General features: G+C 37.2%; 30 protein-coding genes and 1 riboswitch. Of the genes, 22 read left to right on the top strand and 8 right to left on the bottom strand.

Annotation, left to right across the window (positions count from 1 at the left end; all coding sequences use genetic code 11):
- Nucleotides 1-7 precede the first annotated feature (7 nt).
- Genes NQZ71_RS21645 through aroQ form a run of 3 tightly spaced genes read left to right on the top strand, consistent with a single transcriptional unit; the run spans nt 8 to nt 2,603 of the window.
- Nucleotides 8-1,186 carry an MFS transporter gene (locus NQZ71_RS21645; RefSeq protein ID WP_144454333.1) on the top strand — a complete coding sequence of 393 codons (1,179 nt, stop codon included), beginning with the start codon at nt 8-10 and terminating at the stop codon, nt 1,184-1,186.
- 48 nt (nt 1,187-1,234) lie between these two features.
- Nucleotides 1,235-2,134, top strand: a complete 900-nt coding sequence (locus NQZ71_RS21640) for a quinate/shikimate dehydrogenase (protein ID WP_275008987.1) — start codon at nt 1,235-1,237, stop codon at nt 2,132-2,134.
- A 25-nt stretch (nt 2,135-2,159) separates the two neighbouring features.
- Nucleotides 2,160-2,603, top strand: a complete 444-nt coding sequence (gene aroQ, locus NQZ71_RS21635) for a type II 3-dehydroquinate dehydratase (protein WP_127739635.1) — start codon at nt 2,160-2,162, stop codon at nt 2,601-2,603.
- Between the two features lie 49 nt (nt 2,604-2,652).
- Here the strand turns inward: aroQ and NQZ71_RS21630 are convergent, their stop codons facing one another.
- Together NQZ71_RS21630 and NQZ71_RS21625 are read right to left on the bottom strand one after the other, a co-directional pair.
- Nucleotides 2,653-3,288 carry an FMN-dependent NADH-azoreductase gene (locus NQZ71_RS21630; protein WP_275008989.1) on the bottom strand — a complete coding sequence of 212 codons (636 nt, stop codon included), beginning with the start codon at nt 3,286-3,288 and terminating at the stop codon, nt 2,653-2,655.
- A gap of 58 nt (nt 3,289-3,346) precedes the next feature.
- Complete coding sequence (locus NQZ71_RS21625) at nt 3,347-3,664, bottom strand: winged helix-turn-helix transcriptional regulator (protein ID WP_275008990.1); 318 nt, start codon at nt 3,662-3,664, stop codon at nt 3,347-3,349.
- A 421-nt stretch (nt 3,665-4,085) separates the two neighbouring features.
- On the opposite strand from NQZ71_RS21625, the gene fbpA reads away from it, so the two are divergent.
- The gene (fbpA, locus tag NQZ71_RS21620; RefSeq protein WP_394374152.1) at nt 4,086-4,247 is read left to right on the top strand and encodes a Fur-regulated basic protein FbpA; all 162 of its coding nucleotides are present in this window, start codon (nt 4,086-4,088) and stop codon (nt 4,245-4,247) included.
- Nucleotides 4,244-4,366, top strand: a complete 123-nt coding sequence (locus tag NQZ71_RS21615) for an FbpB family small basic protein (protein ID WP_144454337.1) — start codon at nt 4,244-4,246, stop codon at nt 4,364-4,366. Before fbpA ends, NQZ71_RS21615 begins: the two co-directional genes overlap by 4 nt.
- A gap of 44 nt (nt 4,367-4,410) precedes the next feature.
- Here the strand turns inward: NQZ71_RS21615 and NQZ71_RS21610 are convergent, their stop codons facing one another.
- Entirely contained in the window at nt 4,411-5,448 is a 1,038-nt protein-coding gene (locus tag NQZ71_RS21610; RefSeq protein ID WP_317012400.1) for a HAMP domain-containing sensor histidine kinase, read from the bottom strand.
- Nucleotides 5,445-6,119, bottom strand: coding sequence for a response regulator transcription factor (locus NQZ71_RS21605; RefSeq protein WP_144454339.1), 675 nt, complete (start codon nt 6,117-6,119; stop codon nt 5,445-5,447). The genes NQZ71_RS21610 and NQZ71_RS21605 overlap by 4 nt, the downstream gene beginning before the upstream one ends.
- 172 nt (nt 6,120-6,291) lie before the next feature.
- Between NQZ71_RS21605 and NQZ71_RS21600 the strand changes: the two genes are divergently transcribed.
- From NQZ71_RS21600 to NQZ71_RS21525, 16 genes are all read left to right on the top strand, one after another.
- Entirely contained in the window at nt 6,292-6,510 is a 219-nt protein-coding gene (locus NQZ71_RS21600) for a hypothetical protein (protein WP_317012399.1), read from the top strand.
- Nucleotides 6,511-6,705: 195 nt separating this feature from the next.
- A complete protein-coding gene (locus NQZ71_RS21595; protein ID WP_317012398.1) occupies nt 6,706-7,650 on the top strand; it encodes a ring-cleaving dioxygenase in 945 nt (314 codons plus the stop codon).
- Entirely contained in the window at nt 7,647-8,255 is a 609-nt protein-coding gene (locus NQZ71_RS21590) for an alpha/beta hydrolase (RefSeq protein ID WP_186304005.1), read from the top strand. Before NQZ71_RS21595 ends, NQZ71_RS21590 begins: the two co-directional genes overlap by 4 nt.
- 347 nt (nt 8,256-8,602) lie before the next feature.
- The gene (locus NQZ71_RS21585) at nt 8,603-10,123 is read left to right on the top strand and encodes a PucR family transcriptional regulator (RefSeq protein ID WP_317012397.1); all 1,521 of its coding nucleotides are present in this window, start codon (nt 8,603-8,605) and stop codon (nt 10,121-10,123) included.
- A gap of 143 nt (nt 10,124-10,266) precedes the next feature.
- Nucleotides 10,267-10,938, top strand: coding sequence for an aspartate/glutamate racemase family protein (locus tag NQZ71_RS21580; RefSeq protein ID WP_317012396.1), 672 nt, complete (start codon nt 10,267-10,269; stop codon nt 10,936-10,938).
- Between the two features lie 61 nt (nt 10,939-10,999).
- Complete coding sequence (locus NQZ71_RS21575) at nt 11,000-12,622, top strand: OPT/YSL family transporter (protein ID WP_144454346.1); 1,623 nt, start codon at nt 11,000-11,002, stop codon at nt 12,620-12,622.
- A gap of 10 nt (nt 12,623-12,632) precedes the next feature.
- A complete protein-coding gene (locus tag NQZ71_RS21570) occupies nt 12,633-12,917 on the top strand; it encodes an S-methyl thiohydantoin desulfurase domain-containing protein (protein ID WP_317012395.1) in 285 nt (94 codons plus the stop codon).
- 131 nt (nt 12,918-13,048) lie between these two features.
- Nucleotides 13,049-13,693 carry an S-methyl thiohydantoin desulfurase domain-containing protein gene (locus tag NQZ71_RS21565; protein WP_394374151.1) on the top strand — a complete coding sequence of 215 codons (645 nt, stop codon included), beginning with the start codon at nt 13,049-13,051 and terminating at the stop codon, nt 13,691-13,693.
- Between the two features lie 25 nt (nt 13,694-13,718).
- Entirely contained in the window at nt 13,719-14,666 is a 948-nt protein-coding gene (locus NQZ71_RS21560) for a DUF1177 domain-containing protein (protein ID WP_317012394.1), read from the top strand.
- Between the two features lie 51 nt (nt 14,667-14,717).
- Nucleotides 14,718-15,389 carry an AroM family protein gene (locus NQZ71_RS21555; RefSeq protein ID WP_317012506.1) on the top strand — a complete coding sequence of 224 codons (672 nt, stop codon included), beginning with the start codon at nt 14,718-14,720 and terminating at the stop codon, nt 15,387-15,389.
- Between the two features lie 13 nt (nt 15,390-15,402).
- On the top strand, nt 15,403-16,347 hold the full coding sequence (locus NQZ71_RS21550; RefSeq protein ID WP_317012393.1) for an aminopeptidase: 945 nt from the start codon (nt 15,403-15,405) through the stop codon (nt 16,345-16,347).
- Nucleotides 16,348-16,535: 188 nt separating this feature from the next.
- Complete coding sequence (locus tag NQZ71_RS21545) at nt 16,536-16,718, top strand: hypothetical protein (RefSeq protein WP_260055357.1); 183 nt, start codon at nt 16,536-16,538, stop codon at nt 16,716-16,718.
- A gap of 254 nt (nt 16,719-16,972) precedes the next feature.
- Entirely contained in the window at nt 16,973-18,169 is a 1,197-nt protein-coding gene (locus NQZ71_RS21540) for a DUF4085 family protein (RefSeq protein WP_317012392.1), read from the top strand.
- Between the two features lie 274 nt (nt 18,170-18,443).
- Nucleotides 18,444-19,535 (top strand): low temperature requirement protein A, encoded by a 1,092-nt coding sequence (locus NQZ71_RS21535; protein WP_144454352.1) that lies wholly within the window; start codon nt 18,444-18,446, stop codon nt 19,533-19,535.
- 642 nt (nt 19,536-20,177) lie between these two features.
- Nucleotides 20,178-20,260: riboswitch (cyclic di-GMP riboswitch) on the top strand.
- A gap of 137 nt (nt 20,261-20,397) precedes the next feature.
- On the top strand, nt 20,398-21,228 hold the full coding sequence (locus NQZ71_RS21530; protein ID WP_275009000.1) for a methyl-accepting chemotaxis protein: 831 nt from the start codon (nt 20,398-20,400) through the stop codon (nt 21,226-21,228).
- Nucleotides 21,229-21,482: 254 nt separating this feature from the next.
- Entirely contained in the window at nt 21,483-21,950 is a 468-nt protein-coding gene (locus NQZ71_RS21525) for a C40 family peptidase (protein ID WP_144454357.1), read from the top strand.
- A gap of 139 nt (nt 21,951-22,089) precedes the next feature.
- Here NQZ71_RS21525 and NQZ71_RS21520 read toward each other — a convergent pair whose 3' ends face one another.
- Nucleotides 22,090-22,569 carry a hypothetical protein gene (locus NQZ71_RS21520; RefSeq protein ID WP_144454358.1) on the bottom strand — a complete coding sequence of 160 codons (480 nt, stop codon included), beginning with the start codon at nt 22,567-22,569 and terminating at the stop codon, nt 22,090-22,092.
- 251 nt (nt 22,570-22,820) lie between these two features.
- Nucleotides 22,821-23,801 carry a CgeB family protein gene (locus NQZ71_RS21515; RefSeq protein ID WP_144454359.1) on the bottom strand — a complete coding sequence of 327 codons (981 nt, stop codon included), beginning with the start codon at nt 23,799-23,801 and terminating at the stop codon, nt 22,821-22,823.
- A 155-nt stretch (nt 23,802-23,956) separates the two neighbouring features.
- On the opposite strand from NQZ71_RS21515, the gene NQZ71_RS21510 reads away from it, so the two are divergent.
- Nucleotides 23,957-24,568, top strand: a complete 612-nt coding sequence (locus NQZ71_RS21510; RefSeq protein WP_275009001.1) for a polysaccharide deacetylase family protein — start codon at nt 23,957-23,959, stop codon at nt 24,566-24,568.
- A 42-nt stretch (nt 24,569-24,610) separates the two neighbouring features.
- Here NQZ71_RS21510 and NQZ71_RS21505 read toward each other — a convergent pair whose 3' ends face one another.
- Both NQZ71_RS21505 and NQZ71_RS21500 read right to left on the bottom strand, forming a co-directional pair.
- Nucleotides 24,611-25,669, bottom strand: a complete 1,059-nt coding sequence (locus tag NQZ71_RS21505) for a tetratricopeptide repeat-containing glycosyltransferase family 2 protein (RefSeq protein WP_275009003.1) — start codon at nt 25,667-25,669, stop codon at nt 24,611-24,613.
- 58 nt (nt 25,670-25,727) lie between these two features.
- On the bottom strand, nt 25,728-26,051 hold the full coding sequence (locus NQZ71_RS21500) for a hypothetical protein (protein ID WP_317012390.1): 324 nt from the start codon (nt 26,049-26,051) through the stop codon (nt 25,728-25,730).
- Between the last annotated feature and the right edge of the window lie 101 nt (nt 26,052-26,152).

Here is a 26,152-nt window from a genome sequence, read left to right as displayed (position 1 = left end):
TGTAAAAATGAAAAATCCTTATATTAAGTCATCATTTGGAATGTATATGAATTACTTCATGCTCGGCATGATCAATATTATCATCGCCTCCAATATGGATAATCTTTCAGAACGATACGCAGTTACTGTTGGACAAATAAGTCTGCTCGTATCAGCGATCGGAATTGGGAAATTGATTGCTTTGTTTTTTGTCGGGCGTCTTTCCGACAAATTAGGGAGAAAGCCAGTTATTATAACAGCTAACTTCCTTTATCTTGTCTTTTTAATTGGTGTCCCAACGACAACTAATTATGTCGTAGCATTTATCTTTGCGATATCAGCTGGTATTGCCAATTCGCTGCTTGACTCTGGAACATATCCAGCCTTAACCGAGTCATTCCCGAAAAAAGCAAGCTCTGCTTCTGTATTAGTGAAAGCATCGGTATCAATCGGTGCAACATTGCTGCCATTTATTATGGCAATCCTAGTAGCTAATCATATTTTCTGGGGCTGGACATTCTTTGGACTTGGCGTTTTATATTTACTAACTGGCATTTACTTAATATTTATGCCTTTCCCAAACCATAAAAATGTAACAAAAGCAGACGGTGTCGCTGAAACTGTGTTTAAGGCTCAGCCAAAGTTTGCAGGGGAAGGGATTGCCGTTATTTTACTAGGATTTACATCAACAGCACTATTCGTAGTATGGCAAACATGGCTGCCGCAGCTAGGTAAACAATTTATTGGTCTTGATTCAAGTCAAGCGGTGCAATTGCTTTCTTACTTCAGTATTGGTGCACTTGTATCTGTATTGTTACTAGCTGTTGTATTAGACAAATTCATCTCACCAATTATGGTGGCGATTGTTTATCCAATCGGCGCATTTATCTCCATGCTTGTTCTGTTCATGGTGAATTCTTATGGAATTGTTCTGGTTTGTACATTCTTAATGGGTCTGTTTACATCAGGAATTCTGCAATTAGCATTAAGTATTATGATGAAGCTGTTCCCAAAAAACAAAGCAACTGCATCCTCATATGTAAATATTGCTTCAAGTGCATCCTTTATACTTGTTCCAATAATTACAAGTAGTTTAGTAGGTTCTGCTGGCATATCAATGACTTTAGTATTTGATATGGTTATCGCCGTAATCAGTGTTCTTCTTGCTGTATATGTATTAAGCAGATTTAAAAAAATATTTGCTTAATAGTTAATTATAAAAATACAAATTTATGAAATAAGGGAGATTGCTTATATGTCTAACGTACATGAAAAAAATATCGATGGAAAAACAAAATTAGTAGGATTGCTTGCAACACCAATCGGTCATAGTTTGTCACCACGCATGCATAATCTTGCATACACTTTAACAGATCTAAACTATGCTTATCTTGCATTCGAAGTTGGCAATGATGAGTTAGAAGCAACAGTTAAAGGCTTAAAAGCAGCAGGAGCGGCAGGCTTCAATGTTTCTATGCCTAATAAAATGAAGGTGTTAGAGTACTTGGATGAACTAGATGATTCTGCAAAATATGCTCGTGCCAGCAATACAGTAGTGAACCGTGACGGCAAATTAATAGGCTACAATACAGATGGACAAGGATATGTGAAGAATTTATTGGAACATGGAGTAACACTTGAAGGCAAAAAAGTAACACTCGTTGGATCTGGCGGTGCTGCGACACCAATCGCAATCCAGTTAGTGCAATCAGGTATAAAAGAAATCAGCATTTTCGCTCGTAATGATGCGTTCTTCGTTCAAGCTGAGGAAAACGTAGATTATATTAATAAGGAAATGAAGCAATTCGGTGTAAAAGCTAATCTGTTTCCACTAGAAGATAAAGAAGCATTCCGTCGTGAAGTAGCAGAAAGTGCAATACTTGCTAATGGTACAAGCCTTGGCATGAAGCCGCTCGATCATTTAAGTATTATTGACGATGCGTTGGATGTGCTTCGTAAGGACTTAGTCGTAACAGATGTTGTTTACAACCCGCAAAAATCTAAATTGTTGGCACAGGCAGAAGAGGCTGGTGCAACAGCTATTAACGGTTTAGGAATGATGTTATGGCAAGGAGCTTTAGGATTTAAGCTGTTTACAGGTGTTGATATGCCTGTTGAGCAAGTTAAGGAAATATTATTCGGCGACAATCAATAAAATATTAAGATGGGAGAGAGAAGCAATGAGCAAAAAATTCCTTATGTTACATGGCGTCAATCATAATATGTTCGGTAAACGTGATCCGAAGCAATATGGCACAATTACTTTAGAAGAAATTAACAGCAATATTCAAGCTTTAGCAAACGAACTGCAGATCGAAGTGGAAGCATATCAAACAAACCATGAAGGGGAAATGGTCGAAAAGATTCACGAAGCATTCCTAAATGGCATAGATGGTGTAGTCTTAAACGCAGGAGCATGGACACATTACAGCTATGCGATTAGAGATGCATTAGCTATTTTGACTGTACCTGTAGTGGAAATTCATATGTCTAACATTCATTCACGAGAAGAATTCCGTCATACATCCGTGTTTGCAGACATTGCAACAGGTCAAATTTCTGGATTCGGTGAGGAAAGCTACTTGCTTGGCATTCGCGCAGCAGTCGCAGCAAGTCAAAAATAAAAAATAAAGGAAGGCCAGATATTTGATGTCTGGCCTTTTATTATGCTTATTAAAATTTAGCAGCGGCCTCATGTGCTTGGAAAAGTGCCTTTGCTTTAATATCCTCCGCTTTTTCTGGAAATCTTTGTTGGCCTTCAATAATAATACTTTCAAATGAAGACACCTCGAAGAAATTCATCATAACCTCTAAATATCGATTGCTCATTTCATTTTTAGCTTCAGGACCATATGAATAAATATCACCGCTTGATTGAATATGGAAGGCTTTTTTCCCTTTTAATAGCCCAACGGAACCTTCCTTTGTGTATTTGAATGTTTTTCCAGAGACAGTCACGGCATCAATATATGTCTTCATGACAGCAGGAATCGAGAAGTTCCACATAGGATTTACAAATACATATTTGTCTGCCAATAAGAACTGTCCTCCTAATTCTGCAAGCCGTCCTGTTTTTAATCTTTCAGAATGCGACAGCTTCTCGAAAGGGGTGCCTGCTTTAAGCTTTTCCCAGCCGTTAAATACATCTCTATCTAAATAAGGTATTTCTGCCTCATACAAGTCAAGATGAACAATATTATCCTCGGGATTTAGTTTTTTATATGCCTCAATAAATTCTCGTCCCACTGCCATACTATATGATGTTGTTTCATCATAGGGGTTTGCTGTGATATATAGTATATTAGCCATTATTAGCTCCTTTGTCGTCTTTTAGGTACGGTTACTTAACGTGTAGTAGAAAATTAAACTAGTCACTCATCCAGCTTTCACCCCATTGGCTTAGCGGACCAAGTATTTTTCCTAATTCCATTCCTTTTTCCGTCAATAAGTATTCGGCGCGAACGGGTCTTTCTTTGACTATATGCCGGATTACGATCCCGTGATCTTCTAACTCTTTCATTCGTTCAGTAAGCATTCGTTTGCTTAAATCAGGAATGATTTTGTGTATCTCACTAAAGCGCTTTGGTCCGCTTAACAAAACATAAATAATTAAGCCCGTCCATCTTTTCCCTATAAGCTCAAAGCTTCTTTCAACTTTAGGACCTAATTGATGCTGATCGTTCATTCATAAATCTCCTTCAAGACAAATTATAAATCTCTTCGTTCTTTTATTATTAGTTATTATAGGTATATTATAAATTAAATTTGTGAGAAGTTTAACAAATTAGCATTATAGTAATTAATAAAAGTAAAAATAGCGGGGAAAAGGGGGGATAAACGACTTTTTTTCTCAGGAGGCTAGTTCCACATGATAATAAATAGAAGCACTCCAACCTTTACATGAAGTAGTTTTATGCGATTCCTGAATCTTTTATTGGTTTCGAAAATAAATAGAGTTCTTTATCTGCTGCTCTACAGCTGTATTTGTGAAAAGTAAAATTAATGGTATTTGCCAAATCCATCGTGAAAAAGTTGAATTTTTCCATTCTATCCAGTAAGATATTAATGAGAATGAAAATTATTATCAATTAGAGGAGATGATTCCTTTGTCTATATGGAGTAATGCAGTAGAAGTAAGAAGAGCGTTTATAATAGATCAGCTGTTAAGCATCGGTATATATAAAAAAGAAAATGTCCAGTTATATGAGCTAAGTCTTAGTGAATTAGAAAGTGAGTATTACTTACATATTAGGGGGAAAAGGCTGTGAGGAAAAAGACCTTTAAAGAATTAGTTAATGAGAACAAGAAAATTATTTTAGATGACCAAAAGTCTGTTGAACAAATATATAAGAAGATTGACGATAAACATTTGCAGCCGCAAAAATGATAAAAGCCGATAATTGATTTCTCAATTATCGGCTTTCGTTCATCTTATTTTGGAAGGATGATGGTGAATTTACTGCCTTCATCCTTTGCGCTTTCTACATAAATGGTCCCACTGCATAGCTGGACAATTCGTTTGACAAGGGAAAGTCCTAACCCGTTTCCTTGTTTTGCATGAGAGATATCTCCTTGATAAAATTTATCAAAAAGACGAGCTTTTGTCTGGCTGTCCATCCCGATGCCGTCATCTTGAATGGCAAATTCAATTTTATCAGTCTTATTACTAAGACTAATATGAATTGCGCTGCCGTTATGGGAAAATTTAATGGCATTATCAATTAAATTAACCCATATTTGTTGTGTTAAATCTTCATTGCCGCTGAAGGTTACATTGTCCAATTCCACATTTACAGTGATATCTTTTGCTGACCACTTTGGCTCCATCAGAACAATTGTTTTTCTAATTTGTTCATCTAACCTAAACGGCATCTTATCCGAAATAATTTCTGAGTGCTCATATTTTGATAATGCAAGTACATTTGTAGATAGAGCAGCAAGACGCTCTGATTCTGTCATGATAATATGTAGATACTCTTGCCGTTCTTCCTCTGTCAAATTATTTTCCTTTAAGAGCTTAGCAAATCCCCGGATTGAAACGATTGGTGTTTTAAATTCATGAGAGAAATTATTGACGAAATCACTTCTTAATGTCTCAATACTAGAAAGTTCATAAGTCATCTTATTAAAGCTTTGTGAAAGCTCCTCCAATTCGCCAATGCCCTTTATATTAACCTTTACTGAAAAATCGCCATCTGCCACCTTATGTGTAGCATCAATAACGGTTCGTATCGGATTTAATGCTTTTTTACTGAGAAAAGCCGTCAGTGAAGTACCAAGCAATATGCAAAAGCCGACAAAACCAAAGAAGGGAAGGGCTTTTGTCATATCACTATGTTTTACATAACCTATATAGTTTAAAAAGATAGTAATAGCTAGTGCAATAATAAATGTTGCCAAAAACACAAAAAATACAAAAATAACTAATGTTATAGCAAGGCTTAACCTTTTTTTAAAGAACTCCCTCATGCTCTTTTCACAGCCTTGTAGCCAAGACCTCTGACAGTCACAATGTCAAAGTCAGACCAATCTTTAAACCTGTCCCGCAACCGATTAATATGAACATTTAATGTGCGGTCATTTGTTTCTGATTCGAGTCCCCAAATTTCGTCCATCAGCTGCATACGTGTAAAAATCATGTTCGGATAGGAAAGCAGCTTAAACAAAAGATAAAACTCCTTTGGAGGCAATGCAATCACAGTATCTCTGTTTGAAACAGTCAAAGCATCATAATCTAAGACAGATTTACCAACTGTCAGTTTATGCTCACTTGCTATTTGGGCTCTGCGAAGCAATGCTTTAATACGCAGTACCATTTCCTCTTCATCGACTGGCTTTGTCATATAATCATCTGTACCAGCAAGAAACCCTTGTTTTTTATCGTTTGGTTCCTGCTTTGCTGTAACCATTAAAATAGGCAGATGCTCCCATGAGGACCGGAGCTGTCTTGTTAATTCATAGCCGTCCATATTTGGCATCATTAAATCAAGCACCACTAAATCAACATGCTGACTTTCCATAAAGTGAAGTGCAGAGATGCCATCCTCCGCAGCATAAGCATCGAAGCCGTACTGCTTTAATACAGCACACATCAGCTTTCTTGTATTCACATCATCTTCAACCACTAATATTTTAAACATAATTGAGCTCCTCCATATAACTATTATGACATAAAAGATTTTAGCGTTGAAATGTAAACTGAAAATCAATTATTTCCTACACAATGTTTATATTGAGTTTACTTTGCAAGGCTATATTGGAATCACAGTAAAAGAAAATAACTTATTGTTTATATTACAGGGGGAAATTTGCGTGTCTTATACTATATTATTCACTAATTACGAAATAAGGGGAGAGAATGAGCGGTTAATTGAAGAATATAAGCTCAGCCTATCAGAATCAAAAGCAGAGACAGAAGAGTTATTAAAGAAGCTGAATTATCATTTTATTGGCAATGATGATGTTTGGGGATTTCGCAGCGGTTACTTCATGAGTATTGCTGAAATTATTCCATTAACGTTAAGGGAGTGATCTTATTGGTGTAACAACAATAAGAAATCTTCCTTTTTCTTTTTTCTTATTGACATTCATAAGTTTATCGATTATTATTATCTTGTATTCAAGATATTTTAATTAATAGTAATAAATTTTTTTGGGATAATATCTCGAATTCGAGATAATTATAAAAATTATGTCTGGTCAAAACACGGAAAGAAGGTAAAGGAAATGACGAAAACATTAGGTATTCACCACATAACAGCAATGGTTAATGATGCACAGCGCAATATTGATTTTTATGCAGGCGTACTTGGGTTAAGGCTGATAAAAAAGACGGTTAATTTTGATCGCCCCGAGGTTTACCATTTATATTTCGGCAATGAAACAGGAGACCCTGGCACTGTCATTACCTTTTTTCCGTGGGAAAAGCAGCTGAAGGGAAGAGTCGGTACAGGGCAAGTCGGAATAACTAAATATGTTATTCCAATCGGTTCAGCCACATTTTGGGAAAGTCGTTTAAAAAAATACGGAATAGAGTTAACATCATTCGTGCGTTTCGGTGAGAAGACAATCAAGTTCAGTGATCCAGATGGACTGCAATTAGAGCTTGTGGAAAGAAAAGAAGGTCCTATAAACACATGGAGCACAGCAGGAATAACAGCAGAACATGCAATAAAAGGCTTTGGTGGAGCTGTATTGTATTCTGCGCGGCCACATAAAACAAAGGAAGTGCTCGAAGAAATATTAGGATTGGAATTTGTCGGTCAACAAGATGAAATTATCCGCTTCAGATCTAGAGGGGACCTAGGAAATATCATTGATATTCAGCTTAACCCATCCAATCGCGGCTTGATGGGTGCAGGCACTGTCCATCATATAGCATGGAGAGCTGAAGATGAGGAAGAATTGCATAAATGGCGCGCATTGCTGCAGGAGAAAGGCTATTATCCAACAGAGATACGTGACCGCAATTACTTTAAGGCCTTGTATTTTCACGAGGAAGGCGGCATCCTGTTTGAAATAGCAACAAACCCGCCAGGCTTTACTGCTGATGAGCCTTTAGAAGAGCTTGGAAATAAGCTTATGCTGCCAGACTGGTTGGAGTCAAAAAGAGAAGAATTAGAAGAAGCATTACCAAAAGTAGAAGTGCGTTCAATTGGAGGAGAAAAATAATGAAACATATATTTAATAAAGGAACAGATTCTCAAAGACCCACATTATTGCTGCTACATGGTACTGGTGGAACTGAATTAGATTTGCTGCCGCTTGCAGGCATAATCGATGATCAGGCTTCTGTGTTAAGTGTCCGTGGCAATGTATTGGAAAACGGTATGCCAAGATTTTTCCGCAGATTAGCAGAGGGTATTTTTGATGAGGAGGATTTGGTTGCTAGAACAAGTGAACTGAACAGCTTTTTAGATGAAGCAGCAGCAAAATATGAATTCGACCGCCATAATATAGTAGCGATTGGCTACTCAAATGGAGCCAATATCGCCGCAAGCTTATTATTTCATAACAAAGATGCATTAAAAGGCGCTATCCTTCACCATCCGATGGTTCCAAGAAGAGGAATAGACCTGCCCGACTTAGCAGGAAAATCTGTATTCATAACTGCAGGAACAAATGATCCAATCTGCTCGCCGCTAGAATCTGGAGAGCTTGAATCATTATTGCAAAATGCAAATGCGAATGTTGAAATCCACTGGGAAAACCGCGGACATTCCCTTACCCCAACAGAAGTAGAAGCAGCGTCGGAGTGGTATAAGAAAGTATTTTAAGAAGTAGAATGTTGAAACCGAACTATCTAATCATTTTGATTGATAGTTCTTTTTTATTTTGCTGTTTTTTGTTTTGATTCAATATTCAGGAAATATTAGTGGAATGGAGCGGAGGCCACTCGACTCCTGCGGGAAATAGAGGAAAGGATGAGACCCCGCAGGCGAAGCCGAGGAGGCTCATCTTCCTCCCCGCGGAAAGCGAGTGGGTGCAGCGCAATGAAACGGACTCAAATTACAAGCCATACTCTCTATTAATGAAGTGAATATATTACTTACCCGGTTATACATAAAACATAGTTTTCTGCTATAATATTTCTAAAATTCAATAAATAGAATAGGTGACATATATGAACTCAGTAGGAATAACAATCAATGAGTTGCTTCGTCTGCCGGTCTTAAAGGATGCGAAGGTAATAAGCGGTGAAAAGGGCTTAAACAGAATGGTTCGTTATCTCGACATTATGGAAGTGCCTGATATAAAGGGTTGGTTAAGAGAGGGAGAGCTCTTGCTGACTACTGCTTATGCTATACGTCACGATACTAAGCTGCTATCAAACTTAGTGCAGCATTTAGCTCAAGCGGATGCTGCTGCATTAGCGATAAAACGAGAAAGATATTTGCAGGATTTGCCAGAGGAGATGCTGCAGATAAGCAATGATTCCAACCTGCCAATCATTGAGCTTCCAACAGAGATACCATATATTGATATTACGAATGCTGTTATGGAGCTGTTAATTGATAAACAAACCTACTTGCTGAGAAGGTCAGAAGAATTATACAAGAAACTAACAACGTTAGTACTAGAAAACAGCGGGATACAAACTGTAGCAGATAATGTGTCCGGACTATTAAAATCGCCGATATGGCTGCTAGACAGAAAAGGGAATACGATTGTGTCTGCCCCGCAAGAAGAGAGTAACCCTGCTTTCGCTGACATAAGGTGCTGGGAAATTACCGTGGATAAACAAATTGTCGGGAAGCTTTATATTGAAAGAGACAATCTTGACGACTTAGATATGGTATGTGTTGAACAGGCTAGATTAGTATTTGCATTAGAACTAATGCGAAGAAAAACAGCGATTGACACAGAAAGAAAGCTCAGAGGCAGTTTTATTGAGGAGCTGTTAACCGGACTGCCGCTTACCAAGCAAGAAGTAATGAACAAAGGAAGGCAACTAGGCTTGAACCCTGATATCTCGTGGAGAATTATGGTTTTGGAAAATAAAACAGAAATGGAAGATAATCATGCTTTATTTCAGAAAATGGAGACTGAGATAAAGCGGCATTTTGCTTTGTATTTTAAAAAGTCGTGCATGCATATTCATTTGCAAGCAAACAGAATAGTGCTGTTGTTTTCTTTTCAAGCGAAAGATGGGACTGTGGAAAAGTGGAAGGAATTATTTACTCCGATTCTTACTGAATTTAAAGAGATAAGGATTGGTGTTGGAACAGAAGCAGCCCTATGGGAGGTACAGCACAGCTTCATTCAAGCTCGTAAAGCTATACTACTTGGTTCCAGCTTAGATTTAACACAGCATCTCTTCACATATGAAGAAATGGAAGTATTTAATTTATTGCTTGATGCCTCTGATTATGTAAATATGGATGAAGTAGTAGAAATGAAGATTGGCAAGCTTTGTCAATATGATAAGGAAAATAATACAGATCTAGTTAAAACTTTATTCTATTATTTGACAACAGATGGAAGTTTAGTGGAAACTGCAAACCTTTTGTATATCCATCGCAATTCTGTTAAATACCGGATGGATAAGATAGAAAAGGTCGCAAACATTAAAATAGCAAGCTTTCGAGAGAAATTTGTTTACTATTTATGCATTTTTTATTATTTGTTTAAAAATCCAAATTGAAAAAGCTCGTTGTGCTCAGAGCACAACGAGCTTTATTTATTTTTGGTTTTTGGGAACATTGTAAAAGGTTGATTAAATACTTAAAATTATAATAATTCTTTATATTCAATCAATTAATAGAACAAGATGAAGAGGTGATTGTCATGATAGGAGTTATTCGTGTATTTACGACTGATAATAAAGAGATATTAAATCAACACGGAAAGGTAATCACAAGTACTAGTAATATACCTACAGTAAGCAAATGTATACAAGATCAACCCCTTGGAATATTTAATGAAGAAACAGAAGCACATGCAATCCCCAAAATTGTGGAATTGGGCAAAGAGCTAGAAAGAGAAGGCTCAAAGGTGCTGGTAATTAGCTGTGCAGCAGACCCAGCTATTGAAGAGCTTCGAAAAGCAGTATCAATTCCAGTAATCGGAGCAGGAAGTGCTGCTGCACTTACCGCTTTATCTATAGGTAAACCAGTTGGGGTAATGGGCATTACTAATAATGCTCCTGCAGTAGTGGAAGATTTACTGAGTTCGTTGCTTGTTGGTTATAAAAGACCTGATGGCGTGACAAATACTACGGATTTATTAACACCTCAAGGAAAACAAAGTGGAATTGAAGCAGCAGAGCATCTTATAAGTCTCGGTGCTGAAGCTATTGTATTTGCATGTACAGGCTTTTCGACAATCGGACTTGCAGCAGAATTGAGAGAAAGCTTAAATATTCCAGTGATTGATGCAGTTGAAGCAGAAGGCTTGTTTGCTTCTTATTTATTGAAAAAGTCAGTTCCATCTGTTTCATCTCAAGCAGGCTTCTTGTAATTTAGATTGTGCCTTAACAACGTAATAGAAAGAACATTTTCGGTAACTTAGGAGGATTTAAGTGAAAAACAATCATAATGAACCAAAACATCCACGAATTTTTGAACCAGTTGCACTTATTTTAACATCTGTTACAGCTATTTTTGGTGCCATCATTGGTATGCAAATAATTACAACACTTGGAGTAACTCCAAACACATCTATCATTGGTGCACTTATTGCCATGCTTATTGCTAGAATTCCGATTACAATCTTTAAAAAATATAAGTCAATTCATCGTCAAAATTTAGTGCAAACTTCCATCTCGTCAGCAACCTTTGGTGCAGCCAACAGCTTGCTAATCCCAATTGGTATACCGTTTTTGATGGGTAATACAGAGTTAATTATTCCAATGCTTATTGGTGCGGCCTTAGCAATGTTTGTTGATGCAGCTGTGCTATATAAACTATTCGATTCCAAGCTTTTCCCAGCAAAAGGTACATGGGCACCTGGAGCAGCGACTGCGGAAGCAATTCTTGCTGGTGATAAAGGTGGAAAAAGAGCTGGGCTTCTAGGTGTAGGTACAGGAATTGGAATAATAGGTGCATTCCTTCATATTCCAATGTCGGCTTTCGGTGTAGCATTTATCGGTAATATTTGGGCACTAACAATGTTCGGTATCGGTTTGTTGTTCCGCCAATATTCCGTTCCCTTCTTTGGTGTTGATGTCAATGCATTATATATTCCACATGGCCTTATGATTGGTGCAGGCTTAGTAGCATTAGTACAGGTATCTATCCTGATCTTTTCGAAAGACAAGCCATCAAAGAAATCTAGTAATCCAGAAGTAGCAGCATCGATAGAATTATCAGATGATTCACAATATACTCGTCCAATAAAGGAAGCGAAAAGGGCGTTAGGCTTAGGGTTTTTAGCGTATGTTGTAGTAGCTCTAATTATTGCAATCACAGGAGGGATTGTGACAGACATGTCACCAGGCATGTTTATCGGCTTCTTATTTTTTGCAGCCTTTGCAGCATTTGTTCATGAATTAATCGTAGGAATTGCAGCAATGCATTCTGGTTGGTTCCCAGCGTTTGCTGTTGCCTTTATTACCTTACTAATTGGAATGATGATCGGCTTCCCGCCAGTTGCACTTGCATTACTTGCAGGATTCAGTGCAGCGACAGGTCCAGCATTTGCTGATATGGGTTATGACTTTAAAGCAGGCCATATTTTAAGAGGGCATGGCAAGGACAGAGAGTATGAAAAGAAAGGCAGAGAGCAGCAATATATTACGGCAATGATAGCCTTTGGGATTGCTCTTCTAACAGTTGTTTTCACTTATAAAGGTTATTTCGCACAAAATCTAGTGCCGCCAGTTGATGCTGTATATGTTTCTACAATCCAAGCAGGCACATCACTGGAAGTAGCTAAACAATTATTAATATGGGCAATTCCAGGAGCTATCCTGCAATTAATTGGTGGTCCCAGCAGACAATTAGGAATTTTATTTGCGACAGGCTTACTTATCACAACACCATATGCAGGCTTTGCTGTATTAGCAGGGATTATTATCCGCGTTATTTGGAGAAAAGCAAAAGGACAAGAAGCGGATGCATCTATGAGTATTCTTGCAGCAGGGTTTATCGCAGGTGACGCGATTTACAGCTTCTTCAGTTCAGTATTTAAGTTAGGAAAATGAGGTGAGTACATTGTCAAAAATAATCATTGATGAAAAAACGGTCGAATATGCCGTATACGGTGGAGCTATTCTTGGCGGCGGCGGTGGTGGCTGGATTGAAGACGGTCTGCAAATTGGAAAGCTTGCCTTTGAGGTTGGCCAGCCAGAGCTGATAACGATAGATAGTCTTAAAGATGAGGATTTACTTGTAACAGTCTCACTTGTTGGAGCACCTGCAGCAAAGGATAAGTATGTAAAACCAATCCATTATGCCAAAGCATTAGAAATCCTGACTCAAAGGGTTGGAAAAACATAAAAGGCATCATCACAAATGAAAATGGAGCAGGCACGACTGTTAACGGCTGGTTTCAATCAGCTGTTACAGGAATCCCGGTAGTTGATATTCCCTGCAACGGTCGCGCACATCCAACTGGATCAATGGGCTCAATGAATTTATCAGAACAAACAGACTATATTTCCTACCAAGCTGCAGTTGGCGGCAAGGGTCCAGATTATATGGAATTAAGCCTCGCAGGCTCGCTTGACAAGGTATCTACAGTCGTTCGAAAAGCCTCCATTGAAGCTGGCGGACTTTTGGCTGTTGCGAGAAATCCGGTAACTGTTGCATATGCCAAGCAAAATGGCGCTGCAGGAGCTATTCAGCAGGCGGTAGCGGTAGGTGAAGCACTGCTAAGTAACAAAGGGGAAGCAGCAATCGCAGCAGTCGTGAACAAACTTGGCGGCAAGGTTGTTGCTGAAGGTACTGTCACAGACTTTGTGCTGGAAACGACTGGCGGTTTTGATATTGGAACAATAACAATAAATAACTCATATGAATTAACCTTTTGGAATGAATATATGACAATTGAAAAAAACGGTGATCGTTTTGGCACATTCCCTGATTTAATTATGACTTTGGATGCTAAAACAGCAAAACCAATTGTTTCGGCAGCAATCGAAAAAGGCCAAAACATAACGGTTATTTCCGTTCCAAAGGAAAAATTAATTTTAAGTACAACGATGAGCAACGAAAAATTAATGAAGCCGATTGAGGGGATTATTAATAAATCTATTATTCCATATATCTATTAATAAAGTTTGAAAGGGGAAAATAAAAATGGTACTTAAACAAACATTGCTTGCACTGGAAACATTGGATAGTTCATATGTAACAGGAGAAATTGTAAAGGGGTTATTCTCTGAATTTTCAAATGTCGAGGTAACGGTTACGACTGTTACTGGCGAAAAAGGCAGCACAGACTTCATAAAAATCCTCGTGCCTGGGACAAATGGGAAAACAAACGGTGGCACTGTTCCAACGTTTGGGATTATTGGAAGACTTGGCGGCATTGGGGCACGCCCAAGCCGAATTGGGTTAGTATCAGATGCAGACGGTGCAATTGCAGCAATCGCTTCTGCTTTAAAGCTGGCAGACATGCAAGTGAAGGGAGATCATCTTCAAGGAGATGTTATTATTACAACACATATTTGTCCTGATGCGCCAACTCGCCCGCATGAGCCAGTTGATTTTATGGATTCACCTGTCGATATTTTAACAATGAATAAGCATGAAGTAACTTCTGAGATGGATGCCATTCTATCCATTGATACGACAAAAGGAAACCGAGTTATTAACCATAAAGGCATTGCCATATCTCCAACAGTAAAAGAGGGATATATACTGCGAGTAAGCGAAGACTTACTGCGCATCATGGAAATGACGACAGGACAATTTGCAGTTACCTTCCCGATTACAGTTCAGGATATAACTCCATACGGCAATGGACTCTATCATATTAACTCTATCCTTCAGCCAGCTGTTGCGACAGATGCACCAGTAGTTGGGGTAGCTATTACAGCACAATCGGTTGTTCCTGGTTGTGGAACAGGAGCAAGTCATGAAACAGATATTGCAGATGCTGTTCGCTTCGCTGTGGAAACAGCTAAGGAAGCAACAAATGGAACGTGTCAGTTTTATAGTGATGCTGAATTCAGCCAAATAACAGAGCTTTATGGTTCTATGAAAAAGCTGCAAACAATGGGTGAAAAGGCGTCACAACAATAATGGAGGAGGAAGAGGAAATTCCTCTTCTTTTTCTTTAGATGGAGGGTTATGATGGAACGACTTGGGATGATAACGATAGGACAAGCTCCACGTGTGGATGTTGCTCCAATTCTTGAAAAATATTTATATGGACGAGCAGAACTCCTTCAAGCTGGCGTACTGGATGGCATGACAAAGGAATATATTGAGCAAAACTTGTTTCCGGAAGAAAATGATTATGTTTTGACCTCAAGACTAACAACAGGTGAATCTGTTGTCATGTCAAGAGAGAAAATCAAGCCGATATTGCAGCAGAAAATTAACTATTTAGAGAACAAGGGGATTAAAAGTATTCTGTTGCTTTGCACAGGAGTGTTTCCTGGTCTCACTACACAAAGCGCTTATTTAATTGAACCAGATCACATAATCCCGCCGACAGCAAAAGCATTAGTAGGTCATAGACGTTTTGGCGTAATTGTTCCATTGCCAGAACAAAAGACGAACTTAAAGCCGAAATACTCACTATATGGATTGAATCCATCTTTTGCTGTTGCTTCTCCATATGAAGGCGATACAGAGAGCTTTGTGCATGCTGCCAATGAATTAAAAGACAATGTAGACGTTATCCTGCTCGATTGTATGGGATATACAGAGCAAGCACGGGATATTGTCGCAAATACAACTGGATTACCAGTTATATTGTCTAATGCGATTATGGCAAAGCTAGTTGCAGAACTTGTTTAATAGGAGGATTACAATGAGCGAAAGATTAGTAGAAATCAGTAAAAATGTATTAGTGAACTGTCTTGGTTTACGAAAGGGAGAAAGCTTCCTTGTCGTGGCTGATGATGTAAAAAAGGAATTAGCTGAATCCTTATATGAAGCTGGTAAATTACTCGGTGCAGAAGCTATGCTTGTTGTGATGAAAGAAAGGGACAAGTCTGGACAGGAACCGCCAGCCCCGATTGCTCTAGCTATGAGCAGGTCGGATGTTGTAGTGTGTGTGACCCAGCATTCCTTGACACATACACAGGCAAGAAAAAATGCAGCAGCTGCAGGAGCACGACTTGCAACAATGCCAGGTATAACAGAAGACATGTTTTTGGAGGGTGCAATCGCTGCAGATTATGTAAAAGTAAAAGCACTAACAGAAAAGTATACAGACATATTGTCAAAAGGGAATAGTATCAAAATAGAAAAGGGCGGATATGTCCTTTCCTTTTCCATAAACGGTCGCGAAGGGATTCCGAGTACTGGGATGTATGTAAACAGTGGTGAATCAGGTAATCTGCCATCAGGAGAAGCGTATATTGCACCAATAGAAGGAAGTGCAGCTGGCCAAATTTTAATTGATGGCTCCATTGCAGGAATTGGCCGATTAGACTCACCTGTCCTGCTGACAATTGAAAATGGTCGAATTATAAAGGCCGAGGGAGAACAAAGTGAAAAGCTCCTCGCCATTTTAGGGGAAGAAGATGGCAAACTGCTATGTGAATTTGGAATTGGTACAAATGATAAAGCCAGAATTACAGGAGTTGTTCTTGAGGATGAAAAGGTGTATGGCACCATCCATGTAGCGTTTGGCAGTAACAATACATTCGGAGGAACAATAGCTGCAGGTGTACATATTGATGGAGTTGTCACGAAGCCAACAGTTTATATAGATGATAACGGAATAATTGATAATGGGGAACTAAACTAATTTACAGGCGTTATAAGCTTAAGCAGCTTATGGCGCCGTTTTTTTGTGAGTTCAGTTTAATTAGGTGCAATATGAAAAATTCGGGAGAATAACTGAAATGTATAACATGGAGGAGTGTCATATAAAAATGTCACTAAATTTTGGATGGTGGACAGCTGCTCATCCAATACAAAATAAAGCAAAATAAAATGGAAAAAAATACAATGGTAGCAGGAAGCTCTAAGCTTCTTATCAGCAACCCTTTTAAACAAAGCAACGGCAATATAATCAACAACAATGTCTATTACTTAAGTGACGGAGAGAAAGAAACACGTTTGATATGGGAAACGAATGAAATAAAGGGCTTCAGCAGAAAGCAGCCAGGACAGTAAAAGTGTCTTAAAAAAGCCTAAGTTTAAGAATGAAAGTAAACGAGAATTACGACTGACAAAGTGATCTATCACCCCAATGTTACGATTATTGGGGTGATAGATATTGAAAGTTTACATAATTATTTTATAGTTAACTTAAGTGGATAAACAATAATTTATGTAAAATTTCCGAATACTAGAAACTTTATCCTTATATGACCGTAGAATGTATAGTATTTTGCGGCAATCCCATTAATAAAAAACGAGGTCATAATATGTGGAATATTTCAATTGATGCAAAAAAGGCTTTTTCGACATGTACAGCCCTGCCGATACATGAAACAGATGAGGATTGGGAGATAACGTTAAGGGAAGCAAAAGAAGAAGGAGAAGATATACATACAACTCTTAAAGCTGAGCTAGAGGAAGCAAAAGCGGAATTACTGCAAGTTTTGCCAAGCCGCTTTATCCCATTTTTAGAAAATGGTACGTTGAATCAGCCGGTCCTCCCTAAGGATGTGCGTAACGATTATTTACAGTGGGTTAGAAAGCAGGAAGAAATTTTTGAAAAGCTATTAGAGGCTGCCTATGATCAATCAGAGAAGGCTGCAGCGAACTTACCGCCAACAGCTCAAGCTGTTCTGACAGAAGGATTTCATGACGCGATTATAGAGCGTGTGGAAAGAGAGGGGGAAAACCTTCATCTTTTTATTAATACAGAAAGCGGCTTTTATAATAAGTCATATGTACACTTAGTCTTTCAGAATGTATTAACCGAAATTGCAGACATGCCGCTGCAAACAGGGCAGTATATGATATATGATGAGCTAGTGAGAATAAAGGATGGCTATGCTCTTCGTGTGTTATTCGATGCACCGGAATCAGAATGGACCATAAGCATGGAGGGTATAGAAGCCTCTTGCTATTACCGACCGGCTTTTTACACTATATATTATAATGAAGAGATGGCGGAAGAATTATCCTTTGAAGATTATATGCAGCAGTTAAATCCTGACCATAATTATTGGCTAATAACCCCTGATGTTAGCTGTCCGATAAAGTTTGATTCCAATAAAGTCATTTTAGAAAATGGCAAAATGTCCTTAGAAGAGGACAAAATAATTATTTCAGTCGGGAACAGTCGTTATGAATACAACATGGAGGAATATCATCCAATCAACTTTATCTTTTCTGAAACGTACGAAGATCCATATGCTCAAAATAATGAACCTTTACCTCAGGAAGAAATAGAATCCGCCATTTTAGGCTCTGATTTGGAATTGCAGGTGCGTGCATGGAATACATTGTTTGCCAATCCTATGAATCATGTCGACTTGATTAACAATGTATTACTTCAGACAGAGATTTCAGAAGAAAATGAAATGCTGCTTGCTGTATTTATCAGTGATTTTAATGAAAAAGGCATCCTTACAGATGAAGTGATCCAAAAGTTTCAAGCAATGATTGATTAGCTGTTTCCAGACTTTAAACAAAGCTGCCGATTGGCAGCTTTGTTTTTTTTACTATTTATAACGTATTTATTCTGTTAAAATATGTTATGTTAGGCATTCTTTACAACAATGAAATCATAGAGATAAAGGGAGGGGGTAATCAAAGATATTTTTATCCAAACCTAAAATCAATACCTTTATTTCGAGATTTTTCACTATTTGCTGTCAATAGAGTGTTCTGAATATTAAGTCAAAAGAGATAAATAATTAGAGGGGAAATGGGAGGAATACAAAAGTGTTTGAAAAGAAAGTAACTTGGTTAGAGCTTTTTTATGATTTATTATTTGTGGCGTCCGTCGCAGTTGCCACACATGTATTGATACATGTAGAAGACGGACACATTCATACCGAATATTTATTTAAATTTGTATTGATTTTTGTTCCAATCTGGTGGGCATGGGTAGGACAAACTATGTTTGTTAACCGCTTTGGACAGGATTTGTTTCATCAACGTCTGTTTTTAATTCTGCAAATGTTTTTTGCATTAGTAATGACCTCCAGTTTAAATGTCGATTTTGATCCATATTATCTTACCTTTTTAATAGGTTATATTGGCTTAAGAACAGTAACTGCTATTCAGTACCTTGTTGTCCAGCGCATTGAAGAGGGAGCGCGAAAGGAAGCAGCACGGTACTTAGGAAAGTATTTTTGGATAGGAATTATTATCTCCTTATTTTCACTGTTCTTCGATTCGTGGATTCGCTATTTTATTCTATATTTAGGTATTATGATTGATATTATCGTGCCAATGCTTGGTCGAAAATACTTAGTTAAAGTCCCAACTAATACCGCCCATTTGCTGGAGCGATTTGGCTTATTTACGATTATCCTTTTTGGTGAATCTCTTGTCAGTACACTGGCAGTTATTCAGCCTACCCAAGGAGATTGGCACTCGATAGGCTTTGCAGTCATATCGTTTGTACTGATTATCGCAATGTGGTGGCAATACTTCGATAACGTGGAGAAGAAAGTAGATAAATCAATCCAAACCGCTGGGCAAACAATCATCTATGGACATCTCTTTATCTTAATGTCATTAAGTGCCGTAGCAGCATCAATCAGACTTTTGGTTTTACATGAAGTAGAATATTTCTTCAGCTTGTTCTTTATTTTCGGTTCCGTACTACTTTATTTTTTCGCAACTACGTTTGTATTCCATCAATACAGACATGTGCACCATCGCTTGAAAATATATCATTTGGGAATATTTTTAGGGATTCTCGGAGTATTTTTTATCTTTAATTTACTAGTCCCAGTACCTTCAATTGTTATCGTCGGAGAGATGACATTCTTTTTCATTGTGTATGCTAAGTTGACTACTACTTAATAAAATTATGGAATGATTATGAAAGAAAAACAATAAAAGCTGTGTTATCAATGAATGGGATTGGAATTTATATACGTTGGTACTTATTATATCTGTTGATAAAGTTGAATGTATTGCTGTGCTAATTCTTAGTAAGCACTGCCCATATAAAAAACATAAAATAAAAATGCCAAAGGTTTGAAGTCTTTGGCATTTTTATTTAACACTCATTTGTTAATTAATAGCTGTTAATACTTGAATTGAAGAAATCAACACTTACAATCCATAAGTGCATTTCCATCTTTAAAATGAAAATAGTGTCCATGCTGTATCGGGGTAACAATTTCGATTTGCTTTTGTTTAATGAAATCAAATGCTGCTTCTAATTTCTTGCCCGCTCAATAATCCTATAACGAATAAAAACAGCCCCGATTTTATTCGTTATAGGATTATTCATTATACTCCTCAGCTTCAAATTCTTCCTATTAATCTAATTTTATTAAAAAAAGTTTAGGATTGTTTGTGAATGTTCCCCTTTATTCTAAGATTTCTATCTACTTATATTTTCATCCTTTAACAAACTAAAATTTAGTCATATTTTCCTACTAAAAATCCTGCTTTTTCAGCCGTTATAAAGTATATACAGGATAATAGAAAAGTAATTCATGAAAAAGGCAAACCTATCGAAGGGTAGGGACTAAAAAACTGCAGGTCTGGGCTTTTGCTTTGATGGCTTGGTTACCAAAGGGATATTTATGAGTTAGAAATTTAATATAAATGTATATATTATCAGCTTAACTGTGAATTGGTCGTCGTTGTTAGTAATAGAGATATTTAAGGATATATAGAGTATCCTAATATATGAAAAAAAGGAAGAAGAAACTTGAACACAACTGCTGGAATTAACATAAGTACTCAAGTATTAGAAGGAAATGCTGTTTTAGCTGCATTAGAGTCGAATTTGGCTATTGTTGAATTTGATTTGAACGGTAGGGTCATTTGGGCAAATGAAAATTTTGCGAAAACACTTGGTTATAATGTTCATGTATTAAAGGATATGATGCATAAGCAATTCTGTACGGAGGAATTACAAGCTAGCAAGGAATATGAAGAGCTTTGGACTAATTTAAGAAAGGGCCTAAAGTTTCAGGAGAAAATCCAACGTGTTTGTAAGCAAGGCAACTTATTATGGCTTGAAGCAACATACATTCCTGTCTTATCAGACGAAGGTGAAGTGACAAATGTTCTTAAGATAGCAACAGATATTACAGAACGTGAAAATCAAACATTAGAGCTTGTTTCATTATTAAAGAATCTATCATTTGATTTAGGAGAAATCGTCACAGAAACAGCAAAGGAAAATATGATTGCGATTCATTCATTAGAGGAACAAACTGAATTAATCAGACATCTGTCTAAATCCATTCAAAATATTTCCTTACAAACAAATATTCTGGCGCTTAATGCAGGAATCGAGGCTGCCCGTGCTGGTGAGCATGGACGAGGCTTTAATGTTGTTGCGAAGGAAGTACGAAAATTAGCCGGTAGTGTAGAAGAAGCTATTAAAAAAATAAATAATAACATTGAAAACATTTCAAAAGAAGTAACTAGAGTAAGTGATGTAACGAAAAATTCACAGGAAGTCGTTAAAACCACACAAACGGAGATTTGTGGAAAGATGGATGAGTTTGAAGGATTAAATAATCGTAAATAAGCTACCCTAATATAGTTTTTTTTGCCGCCAATTTTGGCGGTTTTTTTTATTTAATCTCCTAAAAGATAATTCTTTCCTTAATATTCCTCTATTTTTTCAAAATCTAGCATTTTCTGTAATACTAGTAATATTTTTTAATATAAGTGTAATGAGAATTAACTATATTTTTCTGAAAATATTGATATACTGAGATAGTTAAAACGTCGAGATACATAGCCAATGGAAAACACATAAATTTTGGAGGTTACCATCATATGAAAAAGGCCATTATCGCAGGATTGGCAAGTTTAAGTTTATTCGCAGGAGTATTAGCTCCTTCACCTATCGATTCAGGAAAGGTAGAAGCTGCATCTTCTACTTCATATAAAGATAAAGCGGTTAAAGAAGGCAAAAAGGTCGTTGGGACAAAATATAAATGGGGCGGAACAACAAAAGCAGGGTTTGATTGCTCAGGTTTTGTCAACTATGCCTATAAAAAGGCAGGTAAAAGCTTGCCTAGAACAACTACAGAGCTTTATAAAAAAGGCCAAAAAGTCTCTAAAAGCAAATTGAAAAAGGGAGACATGGTGTTTTTCGAAACATATAAAAAAGGCGCATCCCATGTAGGTATATACATAGGCGACAATAAATTCATTCATGCAGACTCCACTAAAGGTGTTACTATTACGAGCTTAAATAATAGCTACTGGAAATCAGCATACTATAGTGCAAAGCGAATTTAAATTAAATTAACTTGCAACAATGCCATTACTTTTAGGAACAGAGCACCTTGGTGCTCTGTTTTTTAACGTGTTTGATTGGGAATGGTAAGAGGGAAAATTAGTGAACTTAAGAGGGGAAATATACAATGAATAGTAGAAATTAATCTTTCCCTGTCTTAGGGAGTAAATTAAGAAATTTTGCTAATGAAAGCAATGTTGAAGCTCTTTTCTCAAATAAATATTCCTTAGTGGAGTATTCGGCCATCTCTGCTTTTATGTTTTCTGGTATATACTCCTCAGGAATAAGGATTGAAACAAAAGCATTTACTCTCGGGATATCTAATTGATCAGAAAGGTATGACAGATGATTTCCTTCACCAATTGCTGTGTACTTACCATTAGGCAGGCGAACTAAATGTAAATCAGCTATCAATTCGTCATCATCCCAGCCTTGTGTTTCAACTGATTTACGTAGTTCAATCATTTTTTCGTCATTTTTTATTTCTTTAGGTGTGTGGCTTAAGCCAATGATATCTCTAGGTGAAACGGAAGTGACGCCATAATCAACCGTTACATATGGTTTATAAGGGCTGACCGCTTGATCAAAGAGTATCCACCGTTTTTTAAAGATTTTTAGCAATGGAAACACCTCCTGCTTTAATGCTATTTAACATCTGAGGATTTCATTCCTAAAAAATAAAATGGATATCCTAACGTATGTGATACATATATTTACTGAGGATACTGGAATTTGGCTATAAAGTAATGAGACTGAACCATTCGAGCTGTTGATCCAGAATTTCAAAGAGCATGCAGGTTACATGTGTTGGAAACTATAAAATACCTTCTGAAATATTCATTAATAACATGTTATTTCTAAGGCACCCTGAATTATTTAATAATGCCTTCGTTAATAAGTGTTTGGATAGCCTGTTTAGCTCTTTTTACATAGGAGTGATCAGACACAGTATTATGTCCTTGTGTTTTGATTTTGGTTCTTTCTTGTGGATGGTTTAAATAATAATCGACTAAGCTAAGGGTTTGTTGCTTATTATTAGATACAACTAAATCTTTTCCTGGAGTGAATAAATCTCTAACACCTGGAGTGTCAGAAGTGAGTAAGAAACCTCCCGAACCTAATATCTCATAGGTACGTTGTGTCACCTGTGATTTGTAATTTTGCGGGCCGATAATTATTTTTGCGCTATTGTATACTTTATAAGCATCTCTGTATGGCAAATAACCGTGTATCCAATCACTTGGGATATTTACGCCGAGTACATTGCCCATCTTATCCCAATCTGCTCCCCAAAAGTCAATACGGATTCCTTCTTCTATCAATGGCTTTATCAGCATTTGAAGGGATTTATTCCGATAATGCTCAGGAGATTCTGTAAGAATATGAGGGTAAGCGTTTGCTACTACTACAATATCATATTTATTTTGAGCATTAGAAACCGGATAATGAATGCTAGGCTCAAAGCCGAAATCAAGATGAGCTGCAGGTATTTTTAACTTTTTATAGAAATCCACTAAACTTGTACTTAATGTGAAAACAAAGTCTGGCTTCATTCTGGCAATCAGAGGAAGGGTAAAGTTAAGTGTAAAATGGGGATCCTCTACAGCCCAATATATATGGGGGATACCCGAAGCCTTTATTTGTGAACTTATTAATTTCTGTTTCCACGGACTATCATTTTCTTCAGACCATCCCTCGGTAAAAATAAGGTGAGGCCGGAAGCTCGCAATTAGATTAGGAATTGTCTTTTCGTCTATTTTTCCTGAAACCAAAACCTCATGACCCGCATCCTTAAACCCGGCTGCTAACCCAAACATTAAAAGTTCATTACTATCAATAAAGAGTATTCTCAAAAGGAGTCACCACCAGCAATTTTTAATAATATATGAAAAGATGGACAAACATGAAACGGCTTGAATGAAATAATTTTAAATATGGTACAAATAGAAAAACATTGGCATATTTTATAAATAAATAAAACTCTTATTGCAAAAGAAAGGGGATAATTTTGAGAAATGACTCTAAACGCTTTATCGCTTTAACATTTGATGATGGACCATCACCCTATACACTGGAGATTCTTAAAATCCTTAAAACCCTTCAAGTAAAAGCAACTTTTTTTATCCTAGGTGAAAGTCTAGACAAATATCCCGGAATTCTTCAAGCAATAGTGGAGGATGGGCATTCGGTGGCAAACCATACCATGAACCATCCAGATATTACACAAATATCAAGAGATGTATTGCTGGAGGAAATTCATACACTTAATTTGGAGCTCAAGAAATCTGCTGTTCATGATATAAAGTTCTTCCGACCTCCCTATGGAGCAATTAATGAGGAGACATACCAGATATTACATGAACTTGGTATAATACCGGTGTTATGGGATATCGATACAAATGATTGGGATTTATCACAGGAAGACCAAATAGAAAATCGTGTAATGGATGGAATCAGAGGCGAAAAGGAATATAAAATCATCCTCATGCATGATGGGGGAGGTCCTAGGGAAAGAACTGTGCAGGCATTGCCTAGGATAATTGAAAAGTTAAGACAAAAAGGTTATCAGTTTTTGACAATGCCTGAGTACTTTTATCATGTATATAATATAAAATCATAAGTGACTGGAAAAAAACTCCTCCAATTAATAGCGGGGAGTTTTTTAAATATGCGCTTCCAACAAATATTTGTTTTCTAGGATTAATTTGTTGGTAGGGTTGAATTTATAAGCGATAACAATATGCTGGTAGGCTTTATGGCTATTACCCAGCATCGAATGACAGACGCACAACTGCAAATGAGGAATCCATGTAGAACAGCCATGGTTTATGATACTGCCATCATCTATTTCAGGAAGAATTGTCGCATACTGAAACCAATGAAGTGCCGTTCTCGGTTCATTCTTTTGCATGAAAAGAAATCCGAGTCGACAACAGTCTTCAGAACGGGGAGAGCCACATTGGAATGTTTTTAAGATGTAATGGATTGCATTGTCTACATCTCCCATTTCTGAGTGACAATCAGATAATTTACGATAAGCTGTTCTTTCATCCTCCAGCCAATGATTTTCAGTCTTAATAAAATCCTTATAAACAGGAATGGCTTCCACGTAATAGGAATTATCATAAAGTTCATTGCCATAATAGAAGAGGTCGCGAGGGGTAAAGGGAATTCCTTCATTTAATCTCTTTCTGTATATAAGCAGGTTTCTGTTATTATTTTGGTGTATTCTTTTATGGCAAATAATAATATCACTATGCAATACCTCACCGCTCACATCAAGGAATTCATGGACTGCTCCGTGCCATTTAAATTGTTTGGATCGTTTGACAAGTCTAACTTGCCTCAAGCTTGCTAAAACATTGCCTCCTTCATCAAACGCTGCATGGTATTTCATTGTAATTGCATTGACGTATGATGGAAGGGTTTCTTTTAAACGTAATAATTTTTCTTTATCTTGAAAGGTATCATCAGCATCCATCGTCAAAACATAGTCCTTGCTGGCATGCTGAAAGGCAAAATTCCGGGCAGCTGAAAAATCATCAATCCATTTAAACTGGTAAATATTATTCGTATATTTTCGGGCGATATCTATTGTGCGGTCAGTTGAACCTGTATCAACAATAATGATTTCATCCACTATATCCTTTACGGAATCTAAACATCTGGCAAGTGTATTCTCTTCATTTTTGACAATCATGCATAAGCTAATTGAAATCATACATTCCTCCATATAAATATGTCTGCATCCTGTGGCAGGATGCAGACAATCATCTTGTTTAGCCTTCTGGATTAATATACTGGTTGTACAAATCTTCAATCCAAGTTTGATAATCTTGATCATTTGTCATCGGATTTTGATTCTGTGAAACCGTAACTCCAGTCGTGCCAGTAATCCCAGTAATCCCAGTAATCCCAGTAATCCCAGTAATCCCAGTAATTCCAGTAATTCCAGTAATCCCAGTAATCCCAGTAATCCCAGTAATTCCAGTAACCCCAGTTAACCCGGTAACTCCCTTAAGCTTTTTTAACTCGTGTGGAAGAAGGTGTTTTTTATGGGGACCTTTAGGACCTTTTGGACCTTTAGGAGGTTTTGGTGGCATATTCATCAACTCCATTTTGTAAGTTACTATAAAATATTACGTTAACAAGAAAATAGTTCTAGGACAAATATAACAAAGCGTATGTTTTTCATTAGATTTTT

Origin of the sequence: Niallia taxi (assembly GCF_032818155.1) — a bacterium.
GTDB classification, from domain to species: Bacteria; Bacillota; Bacilli; order Bacillales; family Cytobacillaceae; genus Niallia; species Niallia taxi_A.
Note: the sequence above shows the minus strand (reverse complement) of the source record. Positions and strands in the feature narration are given on the sequence as shown.

What these genes read in the sequence shown, in the direction of transcription:
- NQZ71_RS21645 (WP_144454333.1), top strand. Translation starts at nt 8, where the DNA reads ATGAAAAATCCTTATATTAAGTCATCATTTGGAATGTATATGAATTAC.
- NQZ71_RS21640 (WP_275008987.1), top strand. Translation starts at nt 1,235, where the DNA reads ATGTCTAACGTACATGAAAAAAATATCGATGGAAAAACAAAATTAGTA.
- aroQ (WP_127739635.1), top strand. Translation starts at nt 2,160, where the DNA reads ATGAGCAAAAAATTCCTTATGTTACATGGCGTCAATCATAATATGTTC.
- NQZ71_RS21630 (WP_275008989.1), bottom strand. Translation starts at nt 3,288, where the DNA reads ATGGCTAATATACTATATATCACAGCAAACCCCTATGATGAAACAACA.
- NQZ71_RS21625 (WP_275008990.1), bottom strand. Translation starts at nt 3,664, where the DNA reads ATGAACGATCAGCATCAATTAGGTCCTAAAGTTGAAAGAAGCTTTGAG.
- NQZ71_RS21610 (WP_317012400.1), bottom strand. Translation starts at nt 5,448, where the DNA reads ATGAGGGAGTTCTTTAAAAAAAGGTTAAGCCTTGCTATAACATTAGTT.
- NQZ71_RS21605 (WP_144454339.1), bottom strand. Translation starts at nt 6,119, where the DNA reads ATGTTTAAAATATTAGTGGTTGAAGATGATGTGAATACAAGAAAGCTG.
- NQZ71_RS21595 (WP_317012398.1), top strand. Translation starts at nt 6,706, where the DNA reads ATGACGAAAACATTAGGTATTCACCACATAACAGCAATGGTTAATGAT.
- NQZ71_RS21585 (WP_317012397.1), top strand. Translation starts at nt 8,603, where the DNA reads ATGAACTCAGTAGGAATAACAATCAATGAGTTGCTTCGTCTGCCGGTC.
- NQZ71_RS21580 (WP_317012396.1), top strand. Translation starts at nt 10,267, where the DNA reads ATGATAGGAGTTATTCGTGTATTTACGACTGATAATAAAGAGATATTA.
- NQZ71_RS21565 (WP_394374151.1), top strand. Translation starts at nt 13,049, where the DNA reads ATGAATTTATCAGAACAAACAGACTATATTTCCTACCAAGCTGCAGTT.
- NQZ71_RS21560 (WP_317012394.1), top strand. Translation starts at nt 13,719, where the DNA reads ATGGTACTTAAACAAACATTGCTTGCACTGGAAACATTGGATAGTTCA.
- NQZ71_RS21555 (WP_317012506.1), top strand. Translation starts at nt 14,718, where the DNA reads ATGGAACGACTTGGGATGATAACGATAGGACAAGCTCCACGTGTGGAT.
- NQZ71_RS21550 (WP_317012393.1), top strand. Translation starts at nt 15,403, where the DNA reads ATGAGCGAAAGATTAGTAGAAATCAGTAAAAATGTATTAGTGAACTGT.
- NQZ71_RS21545 (WP_260055357.1), top strand. Translation starts at nt 16,536, where the DNA reads ATGGAAAAAAATACAATGGTAGCAGGAAGCTCTAAGCTTCTTATCAGC.
- NQZ71_RS21540 (WP_317012392.1), top strand. Translation starts at nt 16,973, where the DNA reads ATGTGGAATATTTCAATTGATGCAAAAAAGGCTTTTTCGACATGTACA.
- NQZ71_RS21525 (WP_144454357.1), top strand. Translation starts at nt 21,483, where the DNA reads ATGAAAAAGGCCATTATCGCAGGATTGGCAAGTTTAAGTTTATTCGCA.
- NQZ71_RS21505 (WP_275009003.1), bottom strand. Translation starts at nt 25,669, where the DNA reads ATGATTTCAATTAGCTTATGCATGATTGTCAAAAATGAAGAGAATACA.
- NQZ71_RS21500 (WP_317012390.1), bottom strand. Translation starts at nt 26,051, where the DNA reads ATGCCACCAAAACCTCCTAAAGGTCCAAAAGGTCCTAAAGGTCCCCAT.